Source organism: Arsenophonus endosymbiont of Crataerina pallida, from assembly GCF_964020125.1.
In the GTDB taxonomy this organism is placed as follows: domain Bacteria; phylum Pseudomonadota; class Gammaproteobacteria; order Enterobacterales; family Enterobacteriaceae; genus Arsenophonus; species Arsenophonus nilaparvatae.
This window is the reverse complement of the sequence record NZ_OZ026540.1, coordinates 3,513,199-3,533,484: the sequence shown is the minus strand read 5'-3', so window position 1 is coordinate 3,533,484 and position 20,286 is coordinate 3,513,199. Positions and strand designations below refer to the sequence as shown.

Annotated in this window: 35 protein-coding genes; 20 read left to right on the top strand and 15 right to left on the bottom strand. The window is 36.4% G+C overall.

Going from position 1 to position 20,286, the window contains the following annotated elements; all coding sequences use genetic code 11:
* Positions 1 to 132 precede the first annotated feature (132 nt).
* The 4 genes from AACL31_RS18915 to AACL31_RS18900 all read right to left on the bottom strand — a co-directional run bounded on the left by AACL31_RS18915 (position 133) and on the right by AACL31_RS18900 (position 1,733).
* Entirely contained in the window at positions 133 to 600 is a 468-nt protein-coding gene (locus AACL31_RS18915; RefSeq protein WP_310513215.1) for a replication protein, read from the bottom strand.
* The gene (locus tag AACL31_RS18910) at positions 575 to 1,063 is read right to left on the bottom strand and encodes a hypothetical protein (RefSeq protein WP_339054037.1); all 489 of its coding nucleotides are present in this window, start codon (positions 1,061 to 1,063) and stop codon (positions 575 to 577) included. The genes AACL31_RS18915 and AACL31_RS18910 overlap by 26 nt, the downstream gene beginning before the upstream one ends.
* Positions 1,060 to 1,398, bottom strand: a complete 339-nt coding sequence (locus AACL31_RS18905; RefSeq protein WP_310513180.1) for a CII family transcriptional regulator — start codon at positions 1,396 to 1,398, stop codon at positions 1,060 to 1,062. Before AACL31_RS18905 ends, AACL31_RS18910 begins: the two co-directional genes overlap by 4 nt.
* Positions 1,399 to 1,517: 119 nt before the next feature.
* Positions 1,518 to 1,733 carry a Cro/CI family transcriptional regulator gene (locus AACL31_RS18900; protein WP_310513179.1) on the bottom strand — a complete coding sequence of 72 codons (216 nt, stop codon included), beginning with the start codon at positions 1,731 to 1,733 and terminating at the stop codon, positions 1,518 to 1,520.
* A 106-nt stretch (positions 1,734 to 1,839) separates the two neighbouring features.
* On the opposite strand from AACL31_RS18900, the gene AACL31_RS18895 reads away from it, so the two are divergent.
* Positions 1,840 to 2,490, top strand: coding sequence for a LexA family protein (locus AACL31_RS18895; RefSeq protein ID WP_310513178.1), 651 nt, complete (start codon positions 1,840 to 1,842; stop codon positions 2,488 to 2,490).
* Between the two features lie 80 nt (positions 2,491 to 2,570).
* Here the strand turns inward: AACL31_RS18895 and AACL31_RS18890 are convergent, their stop codons facing one another.
* A complete protein-coding gene (locus AACL31_RS18890) occupies positions 2,571 to 2,753 on the bottom strand; it encodes a hypothetical protein (protein WP_310513177.1) in 183 nt (60 codons plus the stop codon).
* A 150-nt stretch (positions 2,754 to 2,903) separates the two neighbouring features.
* On the opposite strand from AACL31_RS18890, the gene AACL31_RS18885 reads away from it, so the two are divergent.
* Together AACL31_RS18885 and AACL31_RS18880 are read left to right on the top strand one after the other, a co-directional pair.
* Positions 2,904 to 3,245, top strand: coding sequence for a hypothetical protein (locus tag AACL31_RS18885; RefSeq protein ID WP_310513146.1), 342 nt, complete (start codon positions 2,904 to 2,906; stop codon positions 3,243 to 3,245).
* A 17-nt stretch (positions 3,246 to 3,262) separates the two neighbouring features.
* On the top strand, positions 3,263 to 3,787 hold the full coding sequence (locus tag AACL31_RS18880) for a hypothetical protein (protein WP_339053516.1): 525 nt from the start codon (positions 3,263 to 3,265) through the stop codon (positions 3,785 to 3,787).
* A 293-nt stretch (positions 3,788 to 4,080) separates the two neighbouring features.
* On the opposite strand, the gene AACL31_RS18875 is transcribed toward AACL31_RS18880, so the two are convergent.
* Positions 4,081 to 4,608 carry a super-infection exclusion protein B gene (locus AACL31_RS18875; RefSeq protein WP_310513158.1) on the bottom strand — a complete coding sequence of 176 codons (528 nt, stop codon included), beginning with the start codon at positions 4,606 to 4,608 and terminating at the stop codon, positions 4,081 to 4,083.
* A gap of 164 nt (positions 4,609 to 4,772) precedes the next feature.
* On the opposite strand from AACL31_RS18875, the gene AACL31_RS18870 reads away from it, so the two are divergent.
* Positions 4,773 to 5,048, top strand: a complete 276-nt coding sequence (locus AACL31_RS18870) for a hypothetical protein (RefSeq protein ID WP_310513159.1) — start codon at positions 4,773 to 4,775, stop codon at positions 5,046 to 5,048.
* A gap of 29 nt (positions 5,049 to 5,077) precedes the next feature.
* Here the strand turns inward: AACL31_RS18870 and AACL31_RS18865 are convergent, their stop codons facing one another.
* Positions 5,078 to 5,602: a super-infection exclusion protein B gene (locus AACL31_RS18865; RefSeq protein ID WP_310513160.1), complete on the bottom strand. Its 525-nt coding sequence runs from the start codon at positions 5,600 to 5,602 to the stop codon at positions 5,078 to 5,080.
* A 319-nt stretch (positions 5,603 to 5,921) separates the two neighbouring features.
* Here AACL31_RS18865 and AACL31_RS18860 point away from each other — a divergent pair, with 319 nt between their 5' ends.
* Together AACL31_RS18860 and AACL31_RS18855 are read left to right on the top strand one after the other, a co-directional pair.
* Entirely contained in the window at positions 5,922 to 6,653 is a 732-nt protein-coding gene (locus AACL31_RS18860; protein ID WP_339053515.1) for a pentapeptide repeat-containing protein, read from the top strand.
* A 14-nt stretch (positions 6,654 to 6,667) separates the two neighbouring features.
* On the top strand, positions 6,668 to 6,925 hold the full coding sequence (locus tag AACL31_RS18855) for a hypothetical protein (RefSeq protein ID WP_310513665.1): 258 nt from the start codon (positions 6,668 to 6,670) through the stop codon (positions 6,923 to 6,925).
* Positions 6,926 to 6,998: 73 nt separating this feature from the next.
* On the opposite strand, the gene AACL31_RS18850 is transcribed toward AACL31_RS18855, so the two are convergent.
* Positions 6,999 to 7,523 (bottom strand): coiled-coil domain-containing protein, encoded by a 525-nt coding sequence (locus tag AACL31_RS18850; RefSeq protein WP_339053514.1) that lies wholly within the window; start codon positions 7,521 to 7,523, stop codon positions 6,999 to 7,001.
* A 101-nt stretch (positions 7,524 to 7,624) separates the two neighbouring features.
* On the opposite strand from AACL31_RS18850, the gene AACL31_RS18845 reads away from it, so the two are divergent.
* From AACL31_RS18845 to AACL31_RS18780, 14 genes are all read left to right on the top strand, one after another.
* Positions 7,625 to 8,422: an antA/AntB antirepressor family protein gene (locus AACL31_RS18845; RefSeq protein ID WP_339053513.1), complete on the top strand. Its 798-nt coding sequence runs from the start codon at positions 7,625 to 7,627 to the stop codon at positions 8,420 to 8,422.
* 1 nt (position 8,423) lies between these two features.
* The gene (locus AACL31_RS18840; protein ID WP_339053512.1) at positions 8,424 to 8,774 is read left to right on the top strand and encodes a hypothetical protein; all 351 of its coding nucleotides are present in this window, start codon (positions 8,424 to 8,426) and stop codon (positions 8,772 to 8,774) included.
* A 166-nt stretch (positions 8,775 to 8,940) separates the two neighbouring features.
* Complete coding sequence (locus AACL31_RS18835; RefSeq protein ID WP_290607096.1) at positions 8,941 to 9,090, top strand: hypothetical protein; 150 nt, start codon at positions 8,941 to 8,943, stop codon at positions 9,088 to 9,090.
* Positions 9,087 to 9,383 carry a hypothetical protein gene (locus AACL31_RS18830; protein ID WP_310509880.1) on the top strand — a complete coding sequence of 99 codons (297 nt, stop codon included), beginning with the start codon at positions 9,087 to 9,089 and terminating at the stop codon, positions 9,381 to 9,383. Before AACL31_RS18835 ends, AACL31_RS18830 begins: the two co-directional genes overlap by 4 nt.
* A 2-nt stretch (positions 9,384 to 9,385) precedes the next feature.
* On the top strand, positions 9,386 to 10,051 hold the full coding sequence (locus AACL31_RS18825) for an ATP-binding protein (protein ID WP_339053511.1): 666 nt from the start codon (positions 9,386 to 9,388) through the stop codon (positions 10,049 to 10,051).
* On the top strand, positions 10,048 to 10,623 hold the full coding sequence (locus AACL31_RS18820) for a DUF669 domain-containing protein (RefSeq protein WP_310513102.1): 576 nt from the start codon (positions 10,048 to 10,050) through the stop codon (positions 10,621 to 10,623). Before AACL31_RS18825 ends, AACL31_RS18820 begins: the two co-directional genes overlap by 4 nt.
* 217 nt (positions 10,624 to 10,840) lie before the next feature.
* Positions 10,841 to 11,086, top strand: a complete 246-nt coding sequence (locus tag AACL31_RS18815; RefSeq protein WP_339053277.1) for a hypothetical protein — start codon at positions 10,841 to 10,843, stop codon at positions 11,084 to 11,086.
* 86 nt (positions 11,087 to 11,172) lie between these two features.
* Positions 11,173 to 11,742 (top strand): hypothetical protein, encoded by a 570-nt coding sequence (locus tag AACL31_RS18810; protein WP_339053510.1) that lies wholly within the window; start codon positions 11,173 to 11,175, stop codon positions 11,740 to 11,742.
* Between the two features lie 140 nt (positions 11,743 to 11,882).
* Entirely contained in the window at positions 11,883 to 12,452 is a 570-nt protein-coding gene (locus AACL31_RS18805; RefSeq protein WP_310513203.1) for a hypothetical protein, read from the top strand.
* Between the two features lie 206 nt (positions 12,453 to 12,658).
* Positions 12,659 to 12,907, top strand: coding sequence for a hypothetical protein (locus tag AACL31_RS18800; protein ID WP_339053509.1), 249 nt, complete (start codon positions 12,659 to 12,661; stop codon positions 12,905 to 12,907).
* A 1-nt stretch (position 12,908) separates the two neighbouring features.
* Positions 12,909 to 13,520, top strand: a complete 612-nt coding sequence (locus AACL31_RS18795; RefSeq protein ID WP_339053508.1) for an MT-A70 family methyltransferase — start codon at positions 12,909 to 12,911, stop codon at positions 13,518 to 13,520.
* Positions 13,521 to 13,536: 16 nt separating this feature from the next.
* Entirely contained in the window at positions 13,537 to 13,665 is a 129-nt protein-coding gene (locus AACL31_RS18790) for an excisionase (protein WP_310513673.1), read from the top strand.
* The gene (locus AACL31_RS18785) at positions 13,637 to 13,780 is read left to right on the top strand and encodes a hypothetical protein (protein WP_310513676.1); all 144 of its coding nucleotides are present in this window, start codon (positions 13,637 to 13,639) and stop codon (positions 13,778 to 13,780) included. The genes AACL31_RS18790 and AACL31_RS18785 overlap by 29 nt, the downstream gene beginning before the upstream one ends.
* Positions 13,737 to 14,780: a tyrosine-type recombinase/integrase gene (locus AACL31_RS18780; protein ID WP_339053507.1), complete on the top strand. Its 1,044-nt coding sequence runs from the start codon at positions 13,737 to 13,739 to the stop codon at positions 14,778 to 14,780. The genes AACL31_RS18785 and AACL31_RS18780 overlap by 44 nt, the downstream gene beginning before the upstream one ends.
* Positions 14,781 to 14,862: 82 nt before the next feature.
* Here AACL31_RS18780 and AACL31_RS18775 read toward each other — a convergent pair whose 3' ends face one another.
* The 7 genes from AACL31_RS18775 to nagZ form a co-directional block, all read right to left on the bottom strand.
* Positions 14,863 to 15,381: a hypothetical protein gene (locus AACL31_RS18775; protein ID WP_310512591.1), complete on the bottom strand. Its 519-nt coding sequence runs from the start codon at positions 15,379 to 15,381 to the stop codon at positions 14,863 to 14,865.
* 137 nt (positions 15,382 to 15,518) lie between these two features.
* Positions 15,519 to 16,136, bottom strand: coding sequence for a hypothetical protein (locus tag AACL31_RS18770; protein WP_310512592.1), 618 nt, complete (start codon positions 16,134 to 16,136; stop codon positions 15,519 to 15,521).
* A gap of 51 nt (positions 16,137 to 16,187) precedes the next feature.
* A complete protein-coding gene (locus AACL31_RS18765) occupies positions 16,188 to 16,598 on the bottom strand; it encodes a hypothetical protein (protein WP_339053506.1) in 411 nt (136 codons plus the stop codon).
* A 47-nt stretch (positions 16,599 to 16,645) separates the two neighbouring features.
* A complete protein-coding gene (locus tag AACL31_RS18760; RefSeq protein ID WP_310512594.1) occupies positions 16,646 to 17,698 on the bottom strand; it encodes a C80 family cysteine peptidase in 1,053 nt (350 codons plus the stop codon).
* A gap of 12 nt (positions 17,699 to 17,710) precedes the next feature.
* Positions 17,711 to 18,478 (bottom strand): hypothetical protein, encoded by a 768-nt coding sequence (locus tag AACL31_RS18755; protein WP_310512595.1) that lies wholly within the window; start codon positions 18,476 to 18,478, stop codon positions 17,711 to 17,713.
* Between the two features lie 253 nt (positions 18,479 to 18,731).
* Complete coding sequence (gene ycfP / locus AACL31_RS18750; protein ID WP_310512596.1) at positions 18,732 to 19,268, bottom strand: alpha/beta hydrolase YcfP; 537 nt, start codon at positions 19,266 to 19,268, stop codon at positions 18,732 to 18,734.
* Positions 19,265 to 20,284 carry a beta-N-acetylhexosaminidase gene (gene nagZ, locus AACL31_RS18745; protein WP_310512597.1) on the bottom strand — a complete coding sequence of 340 codons (1,020 nt, stop codon included), beginning with the start codon at positions 20,282 to 20,284 and terminating at the stop codon, positions 19,265 to 19,267. Before nagZ ends, ycfP begins: the two co-directional genes overlap by 4 nt.
* Positions 20,285 to 20,286: the final 2 nt, after the last annotated feature.

The window sequence follows — 20,286 nt, the reverse complement described above, 5'->3', positions numbered from 1 at the left end:
TGTCATTCAGTGATTCAGCATTGGGTAATCTGTCCCCTACTGTCTCGTTGTAAACTTGCAGGATTTCCTGATAGGGGATTTTGGTTTTTCGATTGTTAGAAACTAATTTCTCATCATTCCCCTCATGAGGGGTTAGGGGTGTATTTTCTTTAAAAGATTTCTTTTGTGTGTCTCCAATCTAGAGACATCATCTGTCTCCAACTTAGAGACATTTTTTGTCTTCAAATTAGAGACAGTGTCTCTAGATTGATTAATCCAATCTGAAACCGTTTTATTTACCCCTATTTTATTACCATCGATAATTAAATAACACATTGTAATCAATTCATTTTTTGCTTTATTCACATTCTGTCTTGATAAACTTGTTACTTCCGCAATTTGTGAATCAGAAATACGATCAAACTTTTTACCAAAACCGTATGTTTTTCTGACAATTGCCAACATAACTTTTAACTGTCTGGATGTCAGATCTGAACTGGCCAAAGACTCCAGTAACTCATTCGCTATTCTGGTATACCCATTTTCAATTTCAGCCACGGCATTCTCCCTGACTTCGTTTTTAACTCTGTAATCATCAAGACTGGTGACTGTTGCAGCCATGTTTAACTCCTTGTAACTTTCTGAATTCTGATACTAACCGACGGGCGAAATCTTTATTTTTTGATGCAGCAACCAATAACCCATCTGGGCTATCTGGACGGGCTTTTTCTTCATGGTTTTTATTGATAAATCGGCGTTTTTTGGGCATAATAACCTCGCTGAAATTGAAAGAAAAAAAGGGAAATTTGCCGTTTCCCTTCTCCCTTCTCCCTTCTCCCTTCTCCCTTCTCCCTTCTCCCTTCTCCCTTCTCCCTTCTCCCTTCTCCCTTCTCCCTTCTCCCTTCTCCCTTCTCCCTTCTCCCTTCTCCCTTCTCCCTTCTCCCTTCTCCCTTCTCCCTTCTCCCTTCTCCCTTCTCCCTTCTCCCTTCTCCCTTCTCCCTTCTCCCTTCTCCCTTCTCCCTTCTCCCTTCTCCCTTCTCCCTTCTCCCTTCTCCCTTCTCCTTGAAATACTAACTAAACTCAAAGTTCGATATGATATTTGCAGGCTCCATTGTTTTTTAACTCTGGAGCTTCTTTTTTTGGCAATCTTAAGTGCTCCAGCATGTCTATCAGCTTGCGGATTTCCTTCCCCGATATATTTGTAATAACTAAGTCTTGCTTCGGTGAATCGTAGCCAATCCAATCAAGCAGTTTTGCCATCTTCGGAATTATCCCATCTTCTGACTGCCATCTCGTGATTTGAGAGGGATTTACGTCAATAGCCTGAGCAATTCTTATTGCTGAATGTGCCTGAATGCCATTGCGTATTTTGGCTTCAATGTTTTTTGCATTTGATTTGCGTGTAATCGTGGTTTCCATGTCTATAATTAATTCCATAAGTTTCAGATAATAGTTATCCCATCCCGATGGGCTGGGAATTTGAAATCTCCCAATTTCAGGGAGGCCAGGTTGTTAAAGAGCGATTTTTAAACTAAAAATTATATTTTGGTAATATGTTTATTATTTTTTGCATAAAACGACGGATCGAACTTTAAGGCCCCATTAGTTCTATATTCGGCTTCTAAAGCTCTAGATTTAGGTATTATTTGACCACTTCTTTTTCGCCACATATATACCGCCTCCAGAGTGATGTCATAAAAATCGGCTATGTGCCTATTTTTACCAAAATACGATTTCAACTGATTAACTGTCATATTTACTCCATTTATATAATTTTATTTAGATTCTATAAAATAACTTTTATTATGTCAATAAAAACTAAACTAAAATAAATTAGATTACAAATTCATGGAGTCTATTGTGAAAACATTAGGTCAACGCCTCAAATATTTAAGAAAATTAAAAAAATACACTCAAGTTACACTTGGAAAAGCTATAGGCGTTACAGGAGTTACAGTAGGATATTGGGAAAAAGACCTAAATGAACCTGGAGGTAAAGCTCTTAGCAAGCTAGCAAGAGCACTTAATACAACAGAAAACTACTTATTATACGGAAAAAATCCAGGATCAGTTATTCCTATAAAGAATAGTAATATTAGATTTATCCCTCTATTGACTTGGGAAGAAGCAGTTTCTTTCACCAAAAATGGAGGGTATGAAATGCCTAACCAAGAAAAAGTAATCCCTGATTTTGTTAATGCCTCACCAAAGGCTTTTTGTGTAAGAATAGATGACGATACAATGGTTAATCCTTATGGAGAACCAAGCATTCCCAAAGGAGCGATAATTACTATAGATCCTTTAGATAAACCAACGAATGGGAAAATAGTTGCTGCTATCATATCTGATAATCTAAGTCATCCTCCACGAAGTATAATGATGGTAAAAAAATTAGTTATCGATGGCCTCAATAGTTATTTAATGCCATTAAACCCCAGATACGACAAAATACTCATAACCGATTTTTGCGAAATTATTGGCACCGTTCGTGGAGTCCACTTCGAATTATAACCCTCTTCCTTTCATTCTGGCGATCTAAGATCGCCATAAAAAATAAATATATTTATTTTTTAGTTGCAATATAAACTAAATTATTTTATATTTATATCCATCAACTCACTGCAACAGGCAAACGCCAGACAATACCCCGAGTTATCTGAAACCTTGCCAGACGTTGCTAAGTAGCTAGCCTGAGGCGTATGAACATGAAGGCAAGTGACGACAGTTAAGCCGTACCGCTCTTTAACACTCTTTTGCTGAAAAAGCGTAACCATAAAACACCCAAACAGTCGGTTTTGGGGTGTGTGAAATAGCCAAAATACAGTCATTAAGTTAAAACCAACACCAGGGCACTATTAATATGACTGTAAATTTGACTTGTTAGCTTTATCACACACCACCAAAACCCATTGTCAGGAGGTCATATGTGTAACTTTCATGGTTATGATAATGCTCGCCGTCGTCGACATGAGCGTAGAAGCGCCAAGCAAGCAGCCTATCACTATAACAAAGCGCTTAATATGGCATTAAAAGCAGCGTTAAATCCATCTAAACCCTCTCAGCAACAAACAACGCCAAACACTAAACGCCCTATTCTTTCACTAAAAAGAAAAGTGATAAATCGTGTAGAAAAAGCTATATCAATTCGTCCTACTAAAGTTTATGACGCATTCGATAATTGCTGCTTGCCTAAAGTAGCTTTGTACAGCGCTAAAAAGTTTAACAATAAACCTAAGTCTAATTTTGGAGTCACCGCTAACTGCTAATTGCTAAAGGGGTTAAAATGATTTTGACGGTAGATAAAAAAGCGCTTCTCAGTGCAATGATTTTTCAGGCTAAATGTGATGTCAGATATTATCTTAACGGCATTTGTTTTGCCCCTGACAATAAACTTTATTCGACTGACGGTTATCGAGTTTTTATTGGCGAGCATGAGACTGAATCGCTACATGAAAGCGTGATTATTTCAATTAAAGGCGCAAAATTTACTCGCTTTGACAAGGCACAAATTGATACCCACTCTGGAATTGTGACTTATTTTGATGAAGATGAATTACGTGTTGGTGCAGCAATCTGTGAGGTTATTGACGGGGAATATCCTAACATAGAGCAAGTGATACCAAAGGAAAATAAACCTGTTTCAATCATTGGCTTTAATGCGAGTTATCTCGCAGATATACAGAAAGTCGCCAAGATTTATAACCCCAAATACCAATCAATAAAAATTAAACCTAACGGTAATGACAATGCATCAATTGTCGAATTAAGCGAGAACGTGTCCGTAATCATTATGCCGATGAAGATCTAATTACCGTTTGACCTCCTCCTCGTACTTTAGGGCGAGGAGGAGGTCAACGATTAGCACAAAAATAGGAATATTTTCCAATGGAATCAGAAGAAAGCTTCTTGCGATAGAAAGTCGTTCCAGTCATCAGGCTCCATGCTTCATACTCAAGAGACTCAGAAGCCCATTTATCTTTGTCAGCATTTTTGCCTGTGCTTCAGCGAGAGATTGCTCAAGGAGCAGTATAGACTCTTGTTTCTCGTTAATAGCCTCAAGTAACTTTGTATTTTCCGATTGTATATCGTGGAGTTTTTTCTTTATTTTTTCTTTTCATCAAAGAAACAGGTAAGCTGCTTGGCGCACTCGTGAAAATATTCTGGATTAATTGTAAAGTAATCTGAATATCTTGTACTTAAATGTTTTGTAACATCGTAGATAATGTTTTTTTCAATTAATGAGTTAATTATCAAATCTCCACGGTTACCGCCTAAAAATTTTTTACGGGTATCTACAAACATTGCCAAATAGGTTTTTTCTTCATATGAAAGATTAGCTATTTGAAAAGCAATCTTATTTTTATGGTTAGCCAGTTTTCTATTATCTATAATTAAAGCTAATTCCATTCTAAATAACTTGACCACTCTTTGTGTATTAAGGGCAAGCACAAAAGAAAGCGCAAAAACAAACACATGCCAAACATGAGGTATTCCAATCTTTGCATTAACACTCTGTCCCCAAGATTCAGGGCTGAGCATTAATAGTGAAACCCAAATAATGACAAACCACATAACCCTCTCCAGAGGTTCGCTATTAATAACACGACCAATGATCGCTAAAAGCTCCATTAATTATTCTCAATTCGTTGGGGTGAATTGATTATACATGATTTCATTCGTTGGGGAACGATGAAACCACCTTGCCTGACGTGGTTAAAAGCAGGCAATTAAATCATATTTGCAATCTTTCATTGCAATAACAGGTTCAAATGGGAAATTTAAGGGGATAAAAAATGACCATCGATTGCGAAGATAAAAGAATTATATTCAAAGAAAGTGCTGATTGCATCAGCCAATACGCTGATCACTTTGGCTATTCATCTTTCGGTGACACTAAGAATAGAATTGGCTCAATATCATTTTTTAAGCATGTAATAGAATGGATCGATGATGAAAATACCAGACTGACAAGAGAAACAATTGCAAATATTAAAATGCCTGAAGAACAATTTCTAAGGCTAGCTGAATATATTATAGAGCAGCGTGAGAAGTCAAAAAATGAACAATAATAAAATCCAGATTTGTATTTAATTAAAGTTTAATCCCATCTAGATGAAAGCTTTATTATAATCAAAGAGGAATAATACTCATTAATTTTATACTGATTTTTATCTTGCTGATAGGCTAATGTGCCCAAATCAATCAGGATCCCTTTTTGAACCAATGTTTCTATCAGCGGGTTATTCCTATTGAATTTATTTACTGGGTACTTCAAATCTAAAAACAGACAAATAAAGTCTTTCTCATCATCCGTTAATTGGTCTATATATTTTTCGGCTTTACGCTTATATATCCAATTTAACAGTGAGTAATAAAAAGGCTTTATAAAATTGTAGGTGGCGCCGAGAATGGAAGACATAACATAACTAACACAAAATAATAGAATGTAGTACATCCAATAATTTGGAATAATTTCAGGATTGTAAAAATTTATCCATTCTTTTATCTGTGTTGGTGTAATAATTATTAATATTATCAAGATAATAAGCATATAAATCAATCGGTTTAGTGTTATTCCTTGCAGGAAGAAACGAACAAATTCCTGCCACCAAGTGTTGTTCATAGGCTTAATTTTCTCACTCTGTAAGGGTGAGATTATTTTAGCTCATATCTCCCTGTAGGGGTACAGGAGAAACCACCGAGCCTGATGTGGTGAAAAGACAGGCAACTAATAAATTCAAGGATGTGTGAATGCGGCTCTGCGCCCGTGGGACAGTCAACACTATAAATTATCTTTCAAATAGCTAAATAGAGTTTGATTGCGTTTACCCGTCCGTCATGACTGTAAGCGGACACCGAGAGGCACTCGGCATACATCCTATCTCACACAAATGTATAAGACCTAATCAGGTCTTTTTTATTGCCGAAATTAAGGGTAAAAAATGAACAGCGATGAATTAAGAAAAATACTTGATGAACATAAAGTTTGGGTAGAGTCGCTTGGCGAGGATGGATCTAAGGCCAACCTATTTGAAGCCAACCTATATGGAGCCAAACTACGTGAAGCCGACCTATATGGAGCCAACCTATTTGAAGCCAACCTATATGGAGCCAAACTACGTGGAGCCAAACTATATGGAGCCAACCAGTGTAGAGCCAACCTATTTGAAGCCGACCTATATGGAGCCAACCTATTTGAAGCCAACCTATATGGAGCCAAACTACGTGAAGCCAACCTATATGGAGCCAACCTACGTGGAGCCGACCTACGTGGAGCCGACCTACGTGGAGCCAACCTATTTGAAGCCAACCTATATGGAGCCAAACTACGTGAAGCCAACCTATATGGAGCCAACCTACGTGGAGCCGACCTACGTGGAGCCGACCTACGTGGAGCCAACCTATTTGAAGCCAACCTATATGGAGCCAACCTGCCAGAGTTTACATTTATGATCATCGGTGAAACCTATCCAATCACAATCACAAATGGAGAATATCTGCGTGCTGGATGTCAGCATCATTCGGTAGAGAAATGGCGGCAATTTACCAAAGAAGAAATCTCAGGGATGGACGGTAGAAAAGCACTTGAATTCTACCCTCGTTTACTTGACATTCTGGATTTTTACTTGGGTAAAGGTGAACGCCCTGACTGGTTAAACCAAACAGCGCAATAAGAAGGAGTCTGCTCATGAAACTCGATAATCCACGCATTGTAACAGCGAAACATCCCAATATGGGCAATTTGGTTGGAGTAACTAATGGTAGTCGTCATTTGAGCGATGCAAAATACTTAAGCAGCATTGATATATGGAATGACGACGACATGGAAACAAGAACTTTCAAGGAAATTATACAGTGCTTAACAAAAGAAAATGAGCGTCTTAAAAAAGAGAATCGAAGGCTGATGAAGATATATCGTGAAATTGGCGGGCTGTGCAGGACTTGAACCTGCAACCGAAGAATTAAATCCCCTGCTATACCATTCAGCTAACAGCCCAATGATAATTATAGTGCAAGAATTAGAAGAATTTCAGTATTGCCGTTGCAGCACTAATAGTCACAACGATTACACCACCAAGTTTTAAAAGTAATCCAGTAGCAATAGTTTCAACGTCTTTACGAATCAACGCTATCTGACCATCAGTTTTCTCAAAACGTAAATTCATCTCAGCAGATAAGTCTTTACGGACATCAGCTATCTCAGCAGATAAGTCTTTGCGAACATCAGCTATCTCAGCAGATAAGTCTTTGCGAACATCAGCTATCTCAGCAGATAAGTCTTTGCGAGCATCAGCTATCTCAGCAGATAAGTCTTTGCGAACATCGGCTATTTGAGCTTCATTTTTTTCGAAACGAGCAGCCATGTCTTTGCGAACATCAGCTATATCACGTTTGACTTCGGTAATATCAGCTTTAGTCGCTACATCAACCGCTTCGTGCGATTCACGAACAGCCAGAGATATAGCTTTTGCCTGGTCTTTAGGTAAACCAGCACCTTCAAGCGTTTCAACAAATTTTAATGTATCAAATGCAACTTGACCCATAGGGAATCCTCCTTTTTGGTAAGTATAACGGATTTCAGGTTCAATCTGCAAAATCTTTCACGTTAATACCTTCATTCGTTTCATTACGGAGAAATATTTTTATGTCAAAATTACATCAACTGATTGCAATAGAAACTAATAGTATTAATGGCGAAACTGTCCAAACGGTTAATGCCCGTGATTTACATGCGTTTTTGGAAAGTAAGCAGGAGTTTGCTAATTGGATAAAAGATCGCATTCAACAATATGGTTTTATTGAACATCAGGACTTTTTGATAAATTTATCAAAAACCCCAAATGGAGGCCGTCCAGCAAAGGAATATCATATTTCCCTCGATATGGCGAAAGAACTATCCATGGTTGAGCACAACGAAAAAGGGAAACAGGCGAGGCAGTACTTTATTGAATGCGAAAGACAGGCAAAAACTGCTACACATGTTATTCCACAAACACTTCCTGAAGCACTACGGCTTGCCGCTGAAATGGCAGAGAAAGTTCAACACTTGTCGTTAGTTAACAAAGAGCAAAAAACCGAAATCGATAGTCTTAAAAACCTGTTCCAGGTTGGCATGTCACCTGTTCAGTTTTGCAAACAACTTAATGGCGTGAACATCAACCAGATAAATCTATTTCTAGAATCGCGTCATTTTCTCTACGATGCAGAAAAGGATATCTGCAAGCCCCATGTTTGGCGGGTTCACTCCTATGCGAGAGATACGTATCTAACCGAATCACCTTTTATCATGACAAACGATTACGGGCAACGCCAGTGTTACAAAGTTGTTCTGCTAAAAAAAGGCGCTGCATGGCTATATAACCAATACCTCAAAGGTAAGCTACCAATGAAGAAAGACTGGAACGGTGAATTCACCCACGACAAATATAGTCAGGTGGCATAAGATGACGATGAATCAGGACGTTATTATTGCTCGTATCATTGCGGCATCCAAAGATATTTTTACCTGTGAAAAATCCATTGTGACGCTGAAAGATATTTATCATTCTGCTATACGCCAATATTTACTCAAAAATGGTGACCCTAGAGCGAATTGTGGTTCACTTAGCCCAGAAAAACCGGAATACGAAGGGGTCATCAAATATACAAAGCCTCACTATAGAGCGTTAATGAAGAAAAAGCGTGAACTCTATATGCACATCGCCGCCGCCGCAGAGCAACACAGGCATTACTCAAATATCAATCAAAGAAAACGGACGAATAAAGACCGGATTCTACAAATTAATCACATCTAAATATCAATTAAGGTTTAAAAACATGAACCAGCTTAAACAGCAGGAGCTTCGCTATATCTTAAATAGTGACAGCTTCTCTCGGAAAGAATCCATAAAAATTATCCCCACCTTGCTAATCATCGCGTTGGCAAGCCTCGTTTTACTGTTAGCAAGATAGGAATAACCCATGACTTTATTTGAATTGACTCAGTTGCTCAAGGAGCAAAGAAAAAGCAATGAGCTTAAGGAGCATAACAAATATGAACATCAACGTGAAGTGCTTGGACAACAAAACGTCCCTATCAGCTGGCAGGATTTTCGAGGAGATTTTACATGAAAATGCCACGATTGACTGATGATAAGAGATGTAAGTCGAAAGAGGAAGCTATTGCTTATGCAATGCAACAAATAGAGGTTATCAAACAAGGTAAAGAACCCTTATCGCCGTCAATGAAAGAAAAACGTCAAGCAATGGAAATGTACGATAAAGAAGCAAAAGAAATAGAAAAACTAATAACCAAAACATCGACAAATTACCAACCGATAAATACAGAAAATAAAAAATACAACCCTTTCATTGGTCAAGAACTAAGAGATGGACCGTTCGGTGGAAAAATCAGAGGTGATTAGATATGGGAACAGCAACATTAATATTAGGTGAGTCAGGAACAGGAAAAAGTACCAGCTTAAGAAATCTTAATACAAGTAAAACGTTAATCGTTCAATGCATAAATAAACCGCTGCCATTTCCCACTAAACAATGGAAATTAAGAAATAGCGCTAACCCTGATGGCAATGTATATCGTACTGACCAAACCGATAATATCGTAGCCGTTCTTAAAAAAGCGCCACATGAAATTATTGTTATTGATGACTATCAGGCTGTGATGGTTAACGAACTCATGGCAAAGTGCAATGAAAGAGGGTATGACAAATTCACATCTATTGGTAAGAATGCCTGGGATGTGTTTAGAGCTGCTGGCGAGGGTTCAGCGCGTCGGCGTGTTTACATCTTGTCTCACACTCAAACCGATGACTTCGGCAGCGTTCGGATGAAAACGGTCGGTAAATTAGTTGACTCAACACTCGTACCCGAAGGGTATTTTACTATCGTTTTGCGAACACATGTATCAAACGGCTCTTACTCTTTCTCAACTCAATCAAATGGCAGTGATTGCTGCAAAAGCCCTATGGGAATGTTTGATTCTCAACTCATTGAGAATGACCTGAACGAGATAGATAAAGTTATCTGCAACTATTATGGCATCACGCCACAACAAGAGGAAAATAAAGTATGAATCACAACGTTATTTTTACTTATACAGAAGAATCCGCCCTTGCTGCTTATCAGGGAGGCTTCATTAATGAAACAGGCGCATATGTAATCACTATTACGGAGGCTAAATTAACAAGAAGCGAAGGAGGCGCAGAGTTTATTGAATTCTCGGGTGAATCTGAGGATGGGAAAAAAGTTAACTATCTGAGTATTTGTTGTAAGAAAAATGACGGCACAGTCAACAATTTTGGTCAGAATATGGTCAATGCCATTATGGGATGCGTCGGTATTCAGCGAGTCACCTCGGTTGTTCACAACAATAACCTAGTTGCACCAGAATTTCATGGCAAGAAAGTAGGACTTGTTTTACAAAAAATTCTGAGAACAAAGAAAAATGGTGATGAAAGTTACAGCTTTGATATCCGTATGCCATTTGTAGCAAACACGGGGCAAACGCTTTTAGAAAAAGTTGAAAACAAACCCGCTCAAGCTGTTAAAAATCTATTACGCACTCTGAAAGATAGAGACGAGCGTAGACCAACTAATACGCCAGTAAGCACTGAACAAGTAAATAATGAGTTTACCCCTTTTTAGACGCAGGAGAAATCACCATGTGGATTTTAATCTTAGCCATGTACGCCAGCCCTTACGCATCAAGTAACGTAGCCAGCCTTCATCTCAGGAATTTGACACTGAAAACATGTGTCAATTCGCCGCTAAACAGTTTGAGTGGGAATTTGAAACTTTCAAGGATATCAACGCCAAAGCGATTTGCGTTAAGAAATAAGCTAATTATATCGGAGGTTCAACCATGAAACTTAACATCATCAAATTACTAATCACGACATTATTGTTTATCAGCGCAGCGTTTGCCTTCGAACTGATAGTGGGACATCTTGCACATGCCGATGCCGTCATTGACCCGCAAATCAGGTTTAAACGTGGCGAATTAGGCAATATCCATTTAGGCGGGCAAGAGCTACTGGTTATTAGCATCATGCTAGTGCCAGCTCTTATGGTTTATTTGGGGGTATTCCTCGACACATTGAAGAAATAGTCACAAAACAAGAAGTCATTACCCCACCTAGCTTATTCCACTTAATTAATACTCATTCATCAATTTTAATATTGAAGGATAACTACATGAAAAATTTAATAAATATACAAAATGTTATGCTTCCTAACAGTGAAACAATAGACTCGCAACAATTACTGTTCATGGTTAACGAAACACGAAAAGAATATGGTGAATCACCTATTAGAAATAACGTCTTTATTGATCGCATTAAAGATGAACTTGAAGGAGAGACCTACAAAATTTTTGTAGGTCAAAAAAACGGCGCTGATATTGAAATTATCGAAATGACGCTTAAGCAAGCCCTCCGCGTTGCCGCCCGTGAATCTAAAGCGGTTCGCCGCTCGCTAATTGATAAACTGGAGCAGCAAAGTAAACCACAAAGCGCCAATGAAATTATCGCGGCAATGGCATTAGCTAACGTTGCACAGGAGCGTCGGTTAGAGAGTATTGAACATCAGGTAGAGCAAGTCTCAGAAGAAATCGAACATATCAAACAAGGCACTATCCCAGCCGGTTTCCAAGGCTATAGCTATCTGAAAACAAAGTATGGCTTGAGTGATGCGAAATGTCGGCAATTAGTCATGGCGTGGAATGTGCCTTGCAAAAAAGTGCCCCATGTTGCGCCAGGCGGCTAAATTACCCAAATGTCAGTGGTTGATGAAGCAGCCTTTAGAAGTGCACGGCATAACATGATGCTTCAGGCTGAGAAACGTGGCAGTCAGTGGTATCATCCCAAAATGGGGCGCTTTGCTATTTCAGAATAGGAAACTAAATAATGACTGATTTTGTGCCGATATCAACCGGTATTTTTAACGAGAAACAAGGATGTTTCACTTATGCCGATGCTATCAATATGCTCGACTCTGGTAAATTTGATAACGATTTAAAATCTGGATGCACGCTTGTAGGAGCCATATCCAAGGGATGGGAGCATAATTACTTTTCACCCACCGTAGACCAACGTGTAAGTATTTGGCGCTGGATAGTGGCCACTTGCTTTATTATCGAGCAAACCAAAAAGAACGGGATAGTTGAAGTTCAAAATGAGGAGGGTAGCATCGATATTGCGGCGCTTTACGCGAACGACACATCATCAATAACCATTTACCCTGCGGCTGAACGCTTTGCTTTAGCTAATCATGTTGAAAGCATTGCTATTGAGAAGTATGGCAGAGAGCAAGGGCTGGAAATGGCCATCAGGATGTATAACGGTTTTATTACGACTACACCTGAAGACGGGATGATTTTATCTGATTTTGGTCGTGAAAGTCTGACAACGCTCCATGAAGACTATTTAAAGATGCTGCAAGATGAAGGTATACCATTACCTGTCATGGTTCACTAGCAATTACTCAAGAAATCAACCGCTATTTGGTATTTCCGAGCAACTTTAAAAAAGACCAGCGCAAGGCTGGCCAACACCAGGGAAAATGTTGCTGAAATGTTGCTGTTAACCAACACACAACAGAAACAATACTACCATAAATAATTGAATTTAATCAAATTTTGATCAAAATTTACATTCATGTAATCAATAACCGGAGAAATACTATGAATAACATCCATGAATACAGAACAACGTTACATCATGTCAAAGCAGGGATGCAGGTTATTTATCATGGTGAGATGATGACAATAATCAGGTTGCGGGAGAAGAAATTAACAAACAAAGGATTGATATATCAATTTGATATCGATGGAGAAAGTGGAACATTAACCGGAAATGGCGGTAATAAAATCACTGTGTTAGAAAAAATAGACGACTTGCATAAAAGTAAAGTTGGTATGTTTAGGAGATGAAGTGAAGTATGACCTGATACTCGCAGACCCACCCTGGCAATACCAAAACAAAGCATCAAACGGCGCAGCACACAATCACTACAACACCACTGACTTTTACGCCCTCACCCGATTACCCATAGAAACCATCGTTAATGATAACTCCGTACTCTGCATGTGGTACACGGGGAACTTTGCGCTGGAAGCTATCCGACTAGCGGAGGCATGGGGATTTAAAGTCAAAACCATGAAGGGATTTACTTGGGTCAAGTTGAATAAGTTAGCCAAAGAGCGGATTTCTAAAGCTATCGAAAAAGCCAAGCTGTCTGATGCTGATGACTTTCTGGCATTACTCAATGCTGAAACACGCATGAATGGCGGTAATTATACCCGCAGTAATTCAGAAGATTGCTTAATTGCCATCAAGGGGAAAGGACTAGAACGCAAGGACGCTTCCATCAAACAGGTTATCTACGCCTGTCTCGGTGAACATAGCCAAAAACCTAAGGAAGTCCATTACCGATTAGAGAAGCTCTACGGTGATGTGAAACGTATCGAACTTTTTGCTCGCGACAAAGTGCATGGGTGGGATATGTGGGGCAATGAAGCGCCTGAGAATAGTGTGAGTTTTTGAATGAGGATAAATAAACATGATTACTTTAGCGGAATGGAATGCAAGGAGGGACAGACCTCGCCGAATGGATACCGTCAGAGGTTGGGTTAGAAATGGGCTAATCCAACCTCCCCCCGATCAAGGATGGAAGGGAATATTTAGTTGAAGAATATGCAACCAAAGTTAACGGCATTAACGAAGTTAGCCATCAAAGTATGTTGCTGCAAAGGATAGGTCATGACCAGAATCAGGAAAATAAAAAATCGGGATTTGCCCCCTAACCTGTACAAAAGAAAAGGGTATTATTCCTATAGAGACCCACGTACCCGGAAGGAATACGGTTTGGGTAGAAACAAAGCCTATGCAATTAACGAGGCTATCAGTGCGAATCAGTTATTGCTCAATACAGAGAAAATAAAACCTCTAACAGAAAGGATCGATGGACAGGGAAATGTCTATTTTCATGAGTTTTTAGAAAGATATGAAGATATATTGAAAACAAGAGGATTAAGAGAGAAAACATTAAAAGACTATCGACAGAGAATAGGTGTAATCAGAAAAGGATTCATTGATACGCCGATACAAAACATAACCACAAAAAATATTGCGGATTTTCTTCATACCTTTATTCGTGAAGGAAAAATAACAACAGCAAAAATATTGAGAGTATCTTTGATTGACTGCTTCAAGGAAGCATTAGCTAGTGGTTTAGTACAATTAAATCCTGCAGAACTAACAAAAACACCAAAAATCAAAGTTCAGAGAGCAAGGTTGTCTCTTGATGACTTTAATACTATTTTGAGTTTAATAAATGACGATCATCATTGGTTGAGTCAAGCAATGAAACTTGCTTTAGTTACGGGGCAAAGAGTATCTGATATTGCAAAAATGAAATGGAAAGATATATATGATGGGAAACTATGGATTGTTCAACAAAAAACCGAAACTAAAATAGCAATTCCATTGGATCTTGAAATTGAGTCTACAAAATTAATCAATATTTTGAAGAACATTAATCATGTAGCTGACTTTGTTATCACAAAAAATAAAAAACAAATTACAGCAGTAAGAATATCAACCGAATTTACAAAATTTAGGGATAAAACAAAATTAGCATGGGACGGCTCGCCTCCATCTTTTCATGAGATAAGGAGTTTGTCAGCAAGATTGTATACAGAAAAAAATGGAAGCGAATTTACTCGTAAATTATTAGGCCATAAGTCAGCAGAAATGACAGCTAAGTATCAAGATGATAGAAACAATAGTTGGATTGAGATTTAAAAAAATATAGTAAGCAAATTGTGAATTATAGTGACAATAACCTTGTATCTGTCTGATAAATAATGATTTTAATTTCAGTTAACTACTCCATAAATAGTTCTGTGTAGTTACTGACTGAATTAATTCTTTCTTTTAATAGCTTGATAATATTTATGTCATTTGCTCTTGCATGGTAAAAACTAAGATAATCATTCAATGCTACCACATCAAATCGTATTTTTTTCTGCCAATCTGGAACATTTCTAATTGTTAATAAGGAGAGTTTTTTATCTTCTACATAGGCTCCAGTTTGTTGCAATATAGCAAGTGGAATATCAATACCATCTATCTGGACTAAAATATGCCCCTCAGGTTGATGTTCTTTTATTGGTAAATAATCTATTAATTTTTCTAATTTATAATTTAATATTGCATCATTTTTTATTTCATATAATTTTACATCATAATTATTATAGTTATTTTTTTTGATGCCTAATGTTTCATAACGATAAAATTTTTCATTGTCAATAATAATTTGATCATCAAGATACACAGTTATAAAAGCTTTAATATCTTTATAGGCATCTTCTTTACTGACTGTATTTAATTTTATTTCTCCCATTCTTGGATCAAATATTTTAGCTTGATAGTAATCATTAATTTTGCTTTGAATTAAAATAGTAAAAATATAATCGTCAATAACCAGTTGATATCTGCCAATTGGTAAATTTGCTAATTCATTGATATCTTTTTTCTCAACTATTTTTTTTGTGAAAGAAGAAAGTCAAAACTATTAAATACATTATTCAAAGCTGCTAAAAACTGCTGCTCTTGGTCGGTTAATAACCGCTGGTTAGAGAATGCTAATAAACTATGATGATATTGTAATAATTCACTTAATCTAGCAGTATTATTTTCATTATAAGCATAAAATAATGATAAGTTTTTCTCTAATCGATTACTTTTTTCATAATAAAAAGCATGCGATATCGGATTTATGGTTATATCAAAAGTTGGAATCGATTTTTTATCAATTCTATTCGCTAAACTTATTATATTACTTAAATAGTGGTTATGCCATTGTTGACTTTTAACTAATTCCTGTTTTAAAGTTAACTTACTGAGGCTACTGCGTCTATCTATACTGGCTAGTTCCATTAACGATATTTTTAAATTTTCTAATGATGTATGATCCTGAATTAACATCATTATTTTTGCCATATTTATCGTTCCATTAGGGTAGAAAAATAATTGTGATAATAAATAATTTGAATAATTACTTAAATAATGAATAATCTGAGGTCGATAAGCAATATTCTCTAATAATATTTTAATATCGTATGCCTGCTGTTGTATCGTCGGCAACTGATTATTCAAAAATAAATTACGCCATTCAATTAACGCATTAACACCAATATATTTATTCTGTTAAAAATAACTATTTACTTTTCTGTTTATAATAGGATCATATTTAATCTGATTTATTTTATTAATATCTAATTGATCATTTTTATCCATTAAATAACCTTGTAAATGATAACTATATTTATGGCTATTTTTATTCAAATCTATTTTATTTATGACAATATCCATTAACAAATATTGTTCAATAGGTATATTATTAAAATAAAGCTGCTTAGTATCAATATTATAATCAAATCGACTTAATTTTTGCGGGTTGGGTGTTAATACATTATATTGATGCAACTCATCCGACGATAATGACAGTAAGCTATTGCTTTCATTTTGGTAGGTGATTACTGTACTATTTATCGCTCTTCCTGCCAAATTGATTACGGTTTCACTTGCCATACCACTTGGATCATAAGGGTTAGCCAATTTACCTAGCCCTTGTTGAGAGAAAAAACAGACTTCTGCCGGAATATTTAAACCCAAAATAGCTTTATTTCGCCAAGAACATCAACTAATTTGGCTGATAATAGCCCTTCAAATAAAGATTGCTCATCGTAGTTAACAATATTACCTAATAAGATCCATTTTTTAATTTCAGTATTATTTAATTTATTTAATTCACCATACTCTATAATCGCTGTATTTGTATATTTATCAACCTGAAAAATAAACGTATTTTCTGGTAACTGTTGAGCTAATAATTCAGCTTGCTGACGAAATATTTTATCACCAGAAAAACGAAATATTATTTGTGCGCCATTTTCATTTAATATTTGTGATGATCCCGCAGTTATATTAGCAGCATTAACTTTTGACCATAAAGGGACATTATAAATATTTTTTTTATGTAAATTATCAATTAATACACCAATATCGTAATTATTGCTTATTCTTTCATCGCTGGTAAAATTATCAATAAAAATTTGATAAGCTTCACCATCGTAAGCAACCGTTTTAAGCAAATCTAAATCCAGCTCGCCATTAGGATAATAAAAATATTGATTAAGGTAGTCACGATAACGATTTACTGCCTTTGGTAAAGAAATATCAGCTAAATTTATTTCCCGTAAAAGAGATAATATTAAAGCTTCGCCATTAATCGTTATTTCACCACTAGCACTATCTTTTATATATCGATTCTTATAATATTTAGCCGGCTGTTTATGTTGTTCACCATCCAAATAAACTTGTTTACGGCCACTATCACTAATGTATAAATCTTTGGTGTAGGCCACTACAGTTGCGCTAAAACCTTTGTGCCAAAATTCCTGACTGATATTTAAAGCAAAATTATCCTGGCCTAGTTTACAACCTAACAAAACAATTTTTTCTGGCTCATTGCTAACTAATAATGTTTCTTTTAATTTTTTTAATTTATCAACAATGTCATAAGCATGCTTATTAGCAAACAGTCGTTGGTTGCTCTGCTTATCTAAACGGCCATGGCCGACGAGTAGCCAACGCGTTTTTTTGCCAGCCACTTTATCCATATCACCATAGATAACTCGATACTGATCAGTTGCCAAATCATACTGTATTTATTTATTTTTATCTATATCTTCAATATCTATACTTGTTTTAATAAATTCATCAAAATTAATCTCATTTAAAATGTATTTTTGGCTATTATTAATGGTCTTTAATCCTCGCTGATTGTAATAATTAATATATTTTTCAAAATATTTTTTCTTAAGCGCGATAAGGGCATTATTAGCAAAAAATTTAACTTCTTCGGTAGTATAACTTTCATTATCAACCTGGAGTGCTGTTTCAAGAAAAAATTCTTTAAACCAGAATCTATCTTTATATAAAATTTGGACGTTATTTTCATATTCACTCACTTTTTCAATATAATTAGCTAATGTTTCCGTAGATTCTTTTTTCGGCCAATACCAATAGGCTGGTTCATAACTAGCAATATCTAACATATCAAATGATGCTCGTTGTCGATTTGCTAAATCAATTAATAAACAATTAATTTTTTCTTGGGCATGAAGTTTTTTCGCTTGTAAGTTGGCCTTCAAATAAGGGGAAGTATGAGAATATATCTCTTCATCTAAGATTTTTGTCAAAATTTTGATACTCTCCAAATAATGTTTACCTTGTTCTAACCCCCCTTGACGTACATGCGTTAAATATTCAGCACTAAGTGCTGCACATAATCCGGTGATCCCTTCAGTAATATTGCTATCATTAGTCGCAACAAATTTATTAAAAATAAATAATAGTTTATCTTCAAATTCATTATAAATATAATCATCTTGCGAAAAACTAATATCAAAAAAATACTTCATAATATTTGGCATAATAAATCACCTTATATATCATTATTTTTTATTTAAATTTTAGGCGTTATTAATAACAAACTCTTGGCTAAAATAAAAGTGAATAATCATTTGTTATCAACTATAAAAATTTGGTGGGAAATTATGACTATATATAAAATAGAGTTAATTAAATAATATATTCTTCATGCTGTTATTTTTATAATAGCAATCATTTTAAATATGATAAATTATATTTTTTAAATAAAGAAATGACGTTATTAGAATATAAGATTTAATAATAAAATGATTTAATTTTGGTTAGATGACATGACAAATCTTTAAATTTATGATTTTGTTTTTCATCCCAAATTATAGGATAATAATGTTTTAAAATATTAGCGCTTATTTGGCTATCAATAAGTTCATCATGGCGAGATAATATTAGCAAACAGTTATGTTTGTTCTTTTGGCGAAAATTATCCACACATTTGGTCATGATGTCTAAATACTCTTCCGGTCGGGTAATTTTTCCTATCATATTTTCATAAGGAAATAGATTGGGGTTAATCATCAATTGTTTTATATTACACAAAAATCCTATCCGTTCAGCCCAAAAACCACCTAAGCCCACACCACAAATTAAAATTGGTGTTTGATTAATATTTTGAATATTTTTATCGACTTCCTTAAGTAAGTGTTGCATATCATGCCGTGGATATAGTGTACTGTAACTGATAAGACGCACATCCGGATCAATAAATTGTAATTGCATGATTTTTTCGTGATTTCCTGGACTATTTGAATCAAAACCATGTAAATAAATAATCATAACTGCCTCTGCCATTTTTCACTCAAGGACGTTAATGCTAGATTCGCCGCTTGCCAGCGTGATGTTTTTTGTAATTCAGCTAAAGAGTATTGCTGCGCATCATGATAAAGCTCTACCGTTTGGTTATATTTTGCGTTTGGTAAACTATCTAATACACTAATCGCCCCCATACGATTATTGCAAATAAGCAGCCTATCACAGCCGGCATTAAGTGCTGCCTGTGCCCGTTCAGGATATCCTCCCATCATCGCCGCTCCCTCCATCGAGAGATCATCAGAAAATATTGTCCCGCTAAATCCTAGCTGTTGGCGCAAAACTGACTTCAACCAATAAGCCGAAGCACTCGCCGGTCGTTCGTCAATTTGAGTATAGATGATATGAGCTGGCATAATGCCATCAAGTAAACGACGTTGAATAAAATAACTAAAGATTTTCATATCATGTGCGCGGATAATGGTTAACGGGCGATCATCAATCGGTGTTTCTTTATGTGAATCACTACTAACTGCACCATGGCCGGGAAAATGTTTACCTGTTGTTTTCATTCCCGCCGTATGCATGCCTTTAATAAAACGCTCAGCCATAATAACAGCCATATCCAGTTGTTGATGAAAAGAGCGATCACCGATAGCTATACAATTATGTCCAATATCAAGTACAGGGCCGAAACTAATATCAATATCCATCGCGATCATTTCTGCTGCCATCAACCAACCAGCTTCTTCCGCTAGATTAGCCGCCGTATACTGATCATTAAGCATGGCAAAAGATTGGGCCGCAGGTAGCGCAGTAAATCCGTCTCGAAATCGCTGCACACGGCCACCTTCTTGATCCACAGCAATAATTAAACGGTTATCTGTCGCATTGCGAATTCGGCGGACTAGCTCTCTGAGTTGCTCAGGATCATGATAATTGCGCGTAAAGAGAATAATACCGCCAACCAGCGGATGCTGTAGAATTTCACGTTCTTCAGCATCTAATTCAAATCCCTGTAGATTTAATATAATTAGCCCCATAA

Excerpts from the sequence above, each read along its gene's own strand:
- AACL31_RS18915 (WP_310513215.1), bottom strand. The coding sequence starts at position 600 with ATGGCTGCAACAGTCACCAGTCTTGATGATTACAGAGTTAAAAACGAA.
- AACL31_RS18905 (WP_310513180.1), bottom strand. The coding sequence starts at position 1,398 with ATGGAAACCACGATTACACGCAAATCAAATGCAAAAAACATTGAAGCC.
- AACL31_RS18900 (WP_310513179.1), bottom strand. The coding sequence starts at position 1,733 with ATGACAGTTAATCAGTTGAAATCGTATTTTGGTAAAAATAGGCACATA.
- AACL31_RS18890 (WP_310513177.1), bottom strand. The coding sequence starts at position 2,753 with ATGGTTACGCTTTTTCAGCAAAAGAGTGTTAAAGAGCGGTACGGCTTA.
- AACL31_RS18885 (WP_310513146.1), top strand. The coding sequence starts at position 2,904 with ATGTGTAACTTTCATGGTTATGATAATGCTCGCCGTCGTCGACATGAG.
- AACL31_RS18880 (WP_339053516.1), top strand. The coding sequence starts at position 3,263 with ATGATTTTGACGGTAGATAAAAAAGCGCTTCTCAGTGCAATGATTTTT.
- AACL31_RS18875 (WP_310513158.1), bottom strand. The coding sequence starts at position 4,608 with ATGGAGCTTTTAGCGATCATTGGTCGTGTTATTAATAGCGAACCTCTG.
- AACL31_RS18870 (WP_310513159.1), top strand. The coding sequence starts at position 4,773 with ATGACCATCGATTGCGAAGATAAAAGAATTATATTCAAAGAAAGTGCT.
- AACL31_RS18865 (WP_310513160.1), bottom strand. The coding sequence starts at position 5,602 with ATGAACAACACTTGGTGGCAGGAATTTGTTCGTTTCTTCCTGCAAGGA.
- AACL31_RS18860 (WP_339053515.1), top strand. The coding sequence starts at position 5,922 with ATGAACAGCGATGAATTAAGAAAAATACTTGATGAACATAAAGTTTGG.
- AACL31_RS18855 (WP_310513665.1), top strand. The coding sequence starts at position 6,668 with ATGAAACTCGATAATCCACGCATTGTAACAGCGAAACATCCCAATATG.
- AACL31_RS18850 (WP_339053514.1), bottom strand. The coding sequence starts at position 7,523 with ATGGGTCAAGTTGCATTTGATACATTAAAATTTGTTGAAACGCTTGAA.
- AACL31_RS18845 (WP_339053513.1), top strand. The coding sequence starts at position 7,625 with ATGTCAAAATTACATCAACTGATTGCAATAGAAACTAATAGTATTAAT.
- AACL31_RS18840 (WP_339053512.1), top strand. The coding sequence starts at position 8,424 with ATGACGATGAATCAGGACGTTATTATTGCTCGTATCATTGCGGCATCC.
- AACL31_RS18835 (WP_290607096.1), top strand. The coding sequence starts at position 8,941 with ATGACTTTATTTGAATTGACTCAGTTGCTCAAGGAGCAAAGAAAAAGC.
- AACL31_RS18830 (WP_310509880.1), top strand. The coding sequence starts at position 9,087 with ATGAAAATGCCACGATTGACTGATGATAAGAGATGTAAGTCGAAAGAG.
- AACL31_RS18825 (WP_339053511.1), top strand. The coding sequence starts at position 9,386 with ATGGGAACAGCAACATTAATATTAGGTGAGTCAGGAACAGGAAAAAGT.
- AACL31_RS18820 (WP_310513102.1), top strand. The coding sequence starts at position 10,048 with ATGAATCACAACGTTATTTTTACTTATACAGAAGAATCCGCCCTTGCT.
- AACL31_RS18815 (WP_339053277.1), top strand. The coding sequence starts at position 10,841 with ATGAAACTTAACATCATCAAATTACTAATCACGACATTATTGTTTATC.
- AACL31_RS18810 (WP_339053510.1), top strand. The coding sequence starts at position 11,173 with ATGAAAAATTTAATAAATATACAAAATGTTATGCTTCCTAACAGTGAA.
- AACL31_RS18805 (WP_310513203.1), top strand. The coding sequence starts at position 11,883 with ATGACTGATTTTGTGCCGATATCAACCGGTATTTTTAACGAGAAACAA.
- AACL31_RS18800 (WP_339053509.1), top strand. The coding sequence starts at position 12,659 with ATGAATAACATCCATGAATACAGAACAACGTTACATCATGTCAAAGCA.
- AACL31_RS18790 (WP_310513673.1), top strand. The coding sequence starts at position 13,537 with ATGATTACTTTAGCGGAATGGAATGCAAGGAGGGACAGACCTCGCCGA.
- AACL31_RS18780 (WP_339053507.1), top strand. The coding sequence starts at position 13,737 with ATGACCAGAATCAGGAAAATAAAAAATCGGGATTTGCCCCCTAACCTG.
- AACL31_RS18775 (WP_310512591.1), bottom strand. The coding sequence starts at position 15,381 with ATGGGAGAAATAAAATTAAATACAGTCAGTAAAGAAGATGCCTATAAA.
- AACL31_RS18755 (WP_310512595.1), bottom strand. The coding sequence starts at position 18,478 with ATGCCAAATATTATGAAGTATTTTTTTGATATTAGTTTTTCGCAAGAT.
- ycfP (WP_310512596.1), bottom strand. The coding sequence starts at position 19,268 with ATGATTATTTATTTACATGGTTTTGATTCAAATAGTCCAGGAAATCAC.
- nagZ (WP_310512597.1), bottom strand. The coding sequence starts at position 20,284 with ATGGGGCTAATTATATTAAATCTACAGGGATTTGAATTAGATGCTGAA.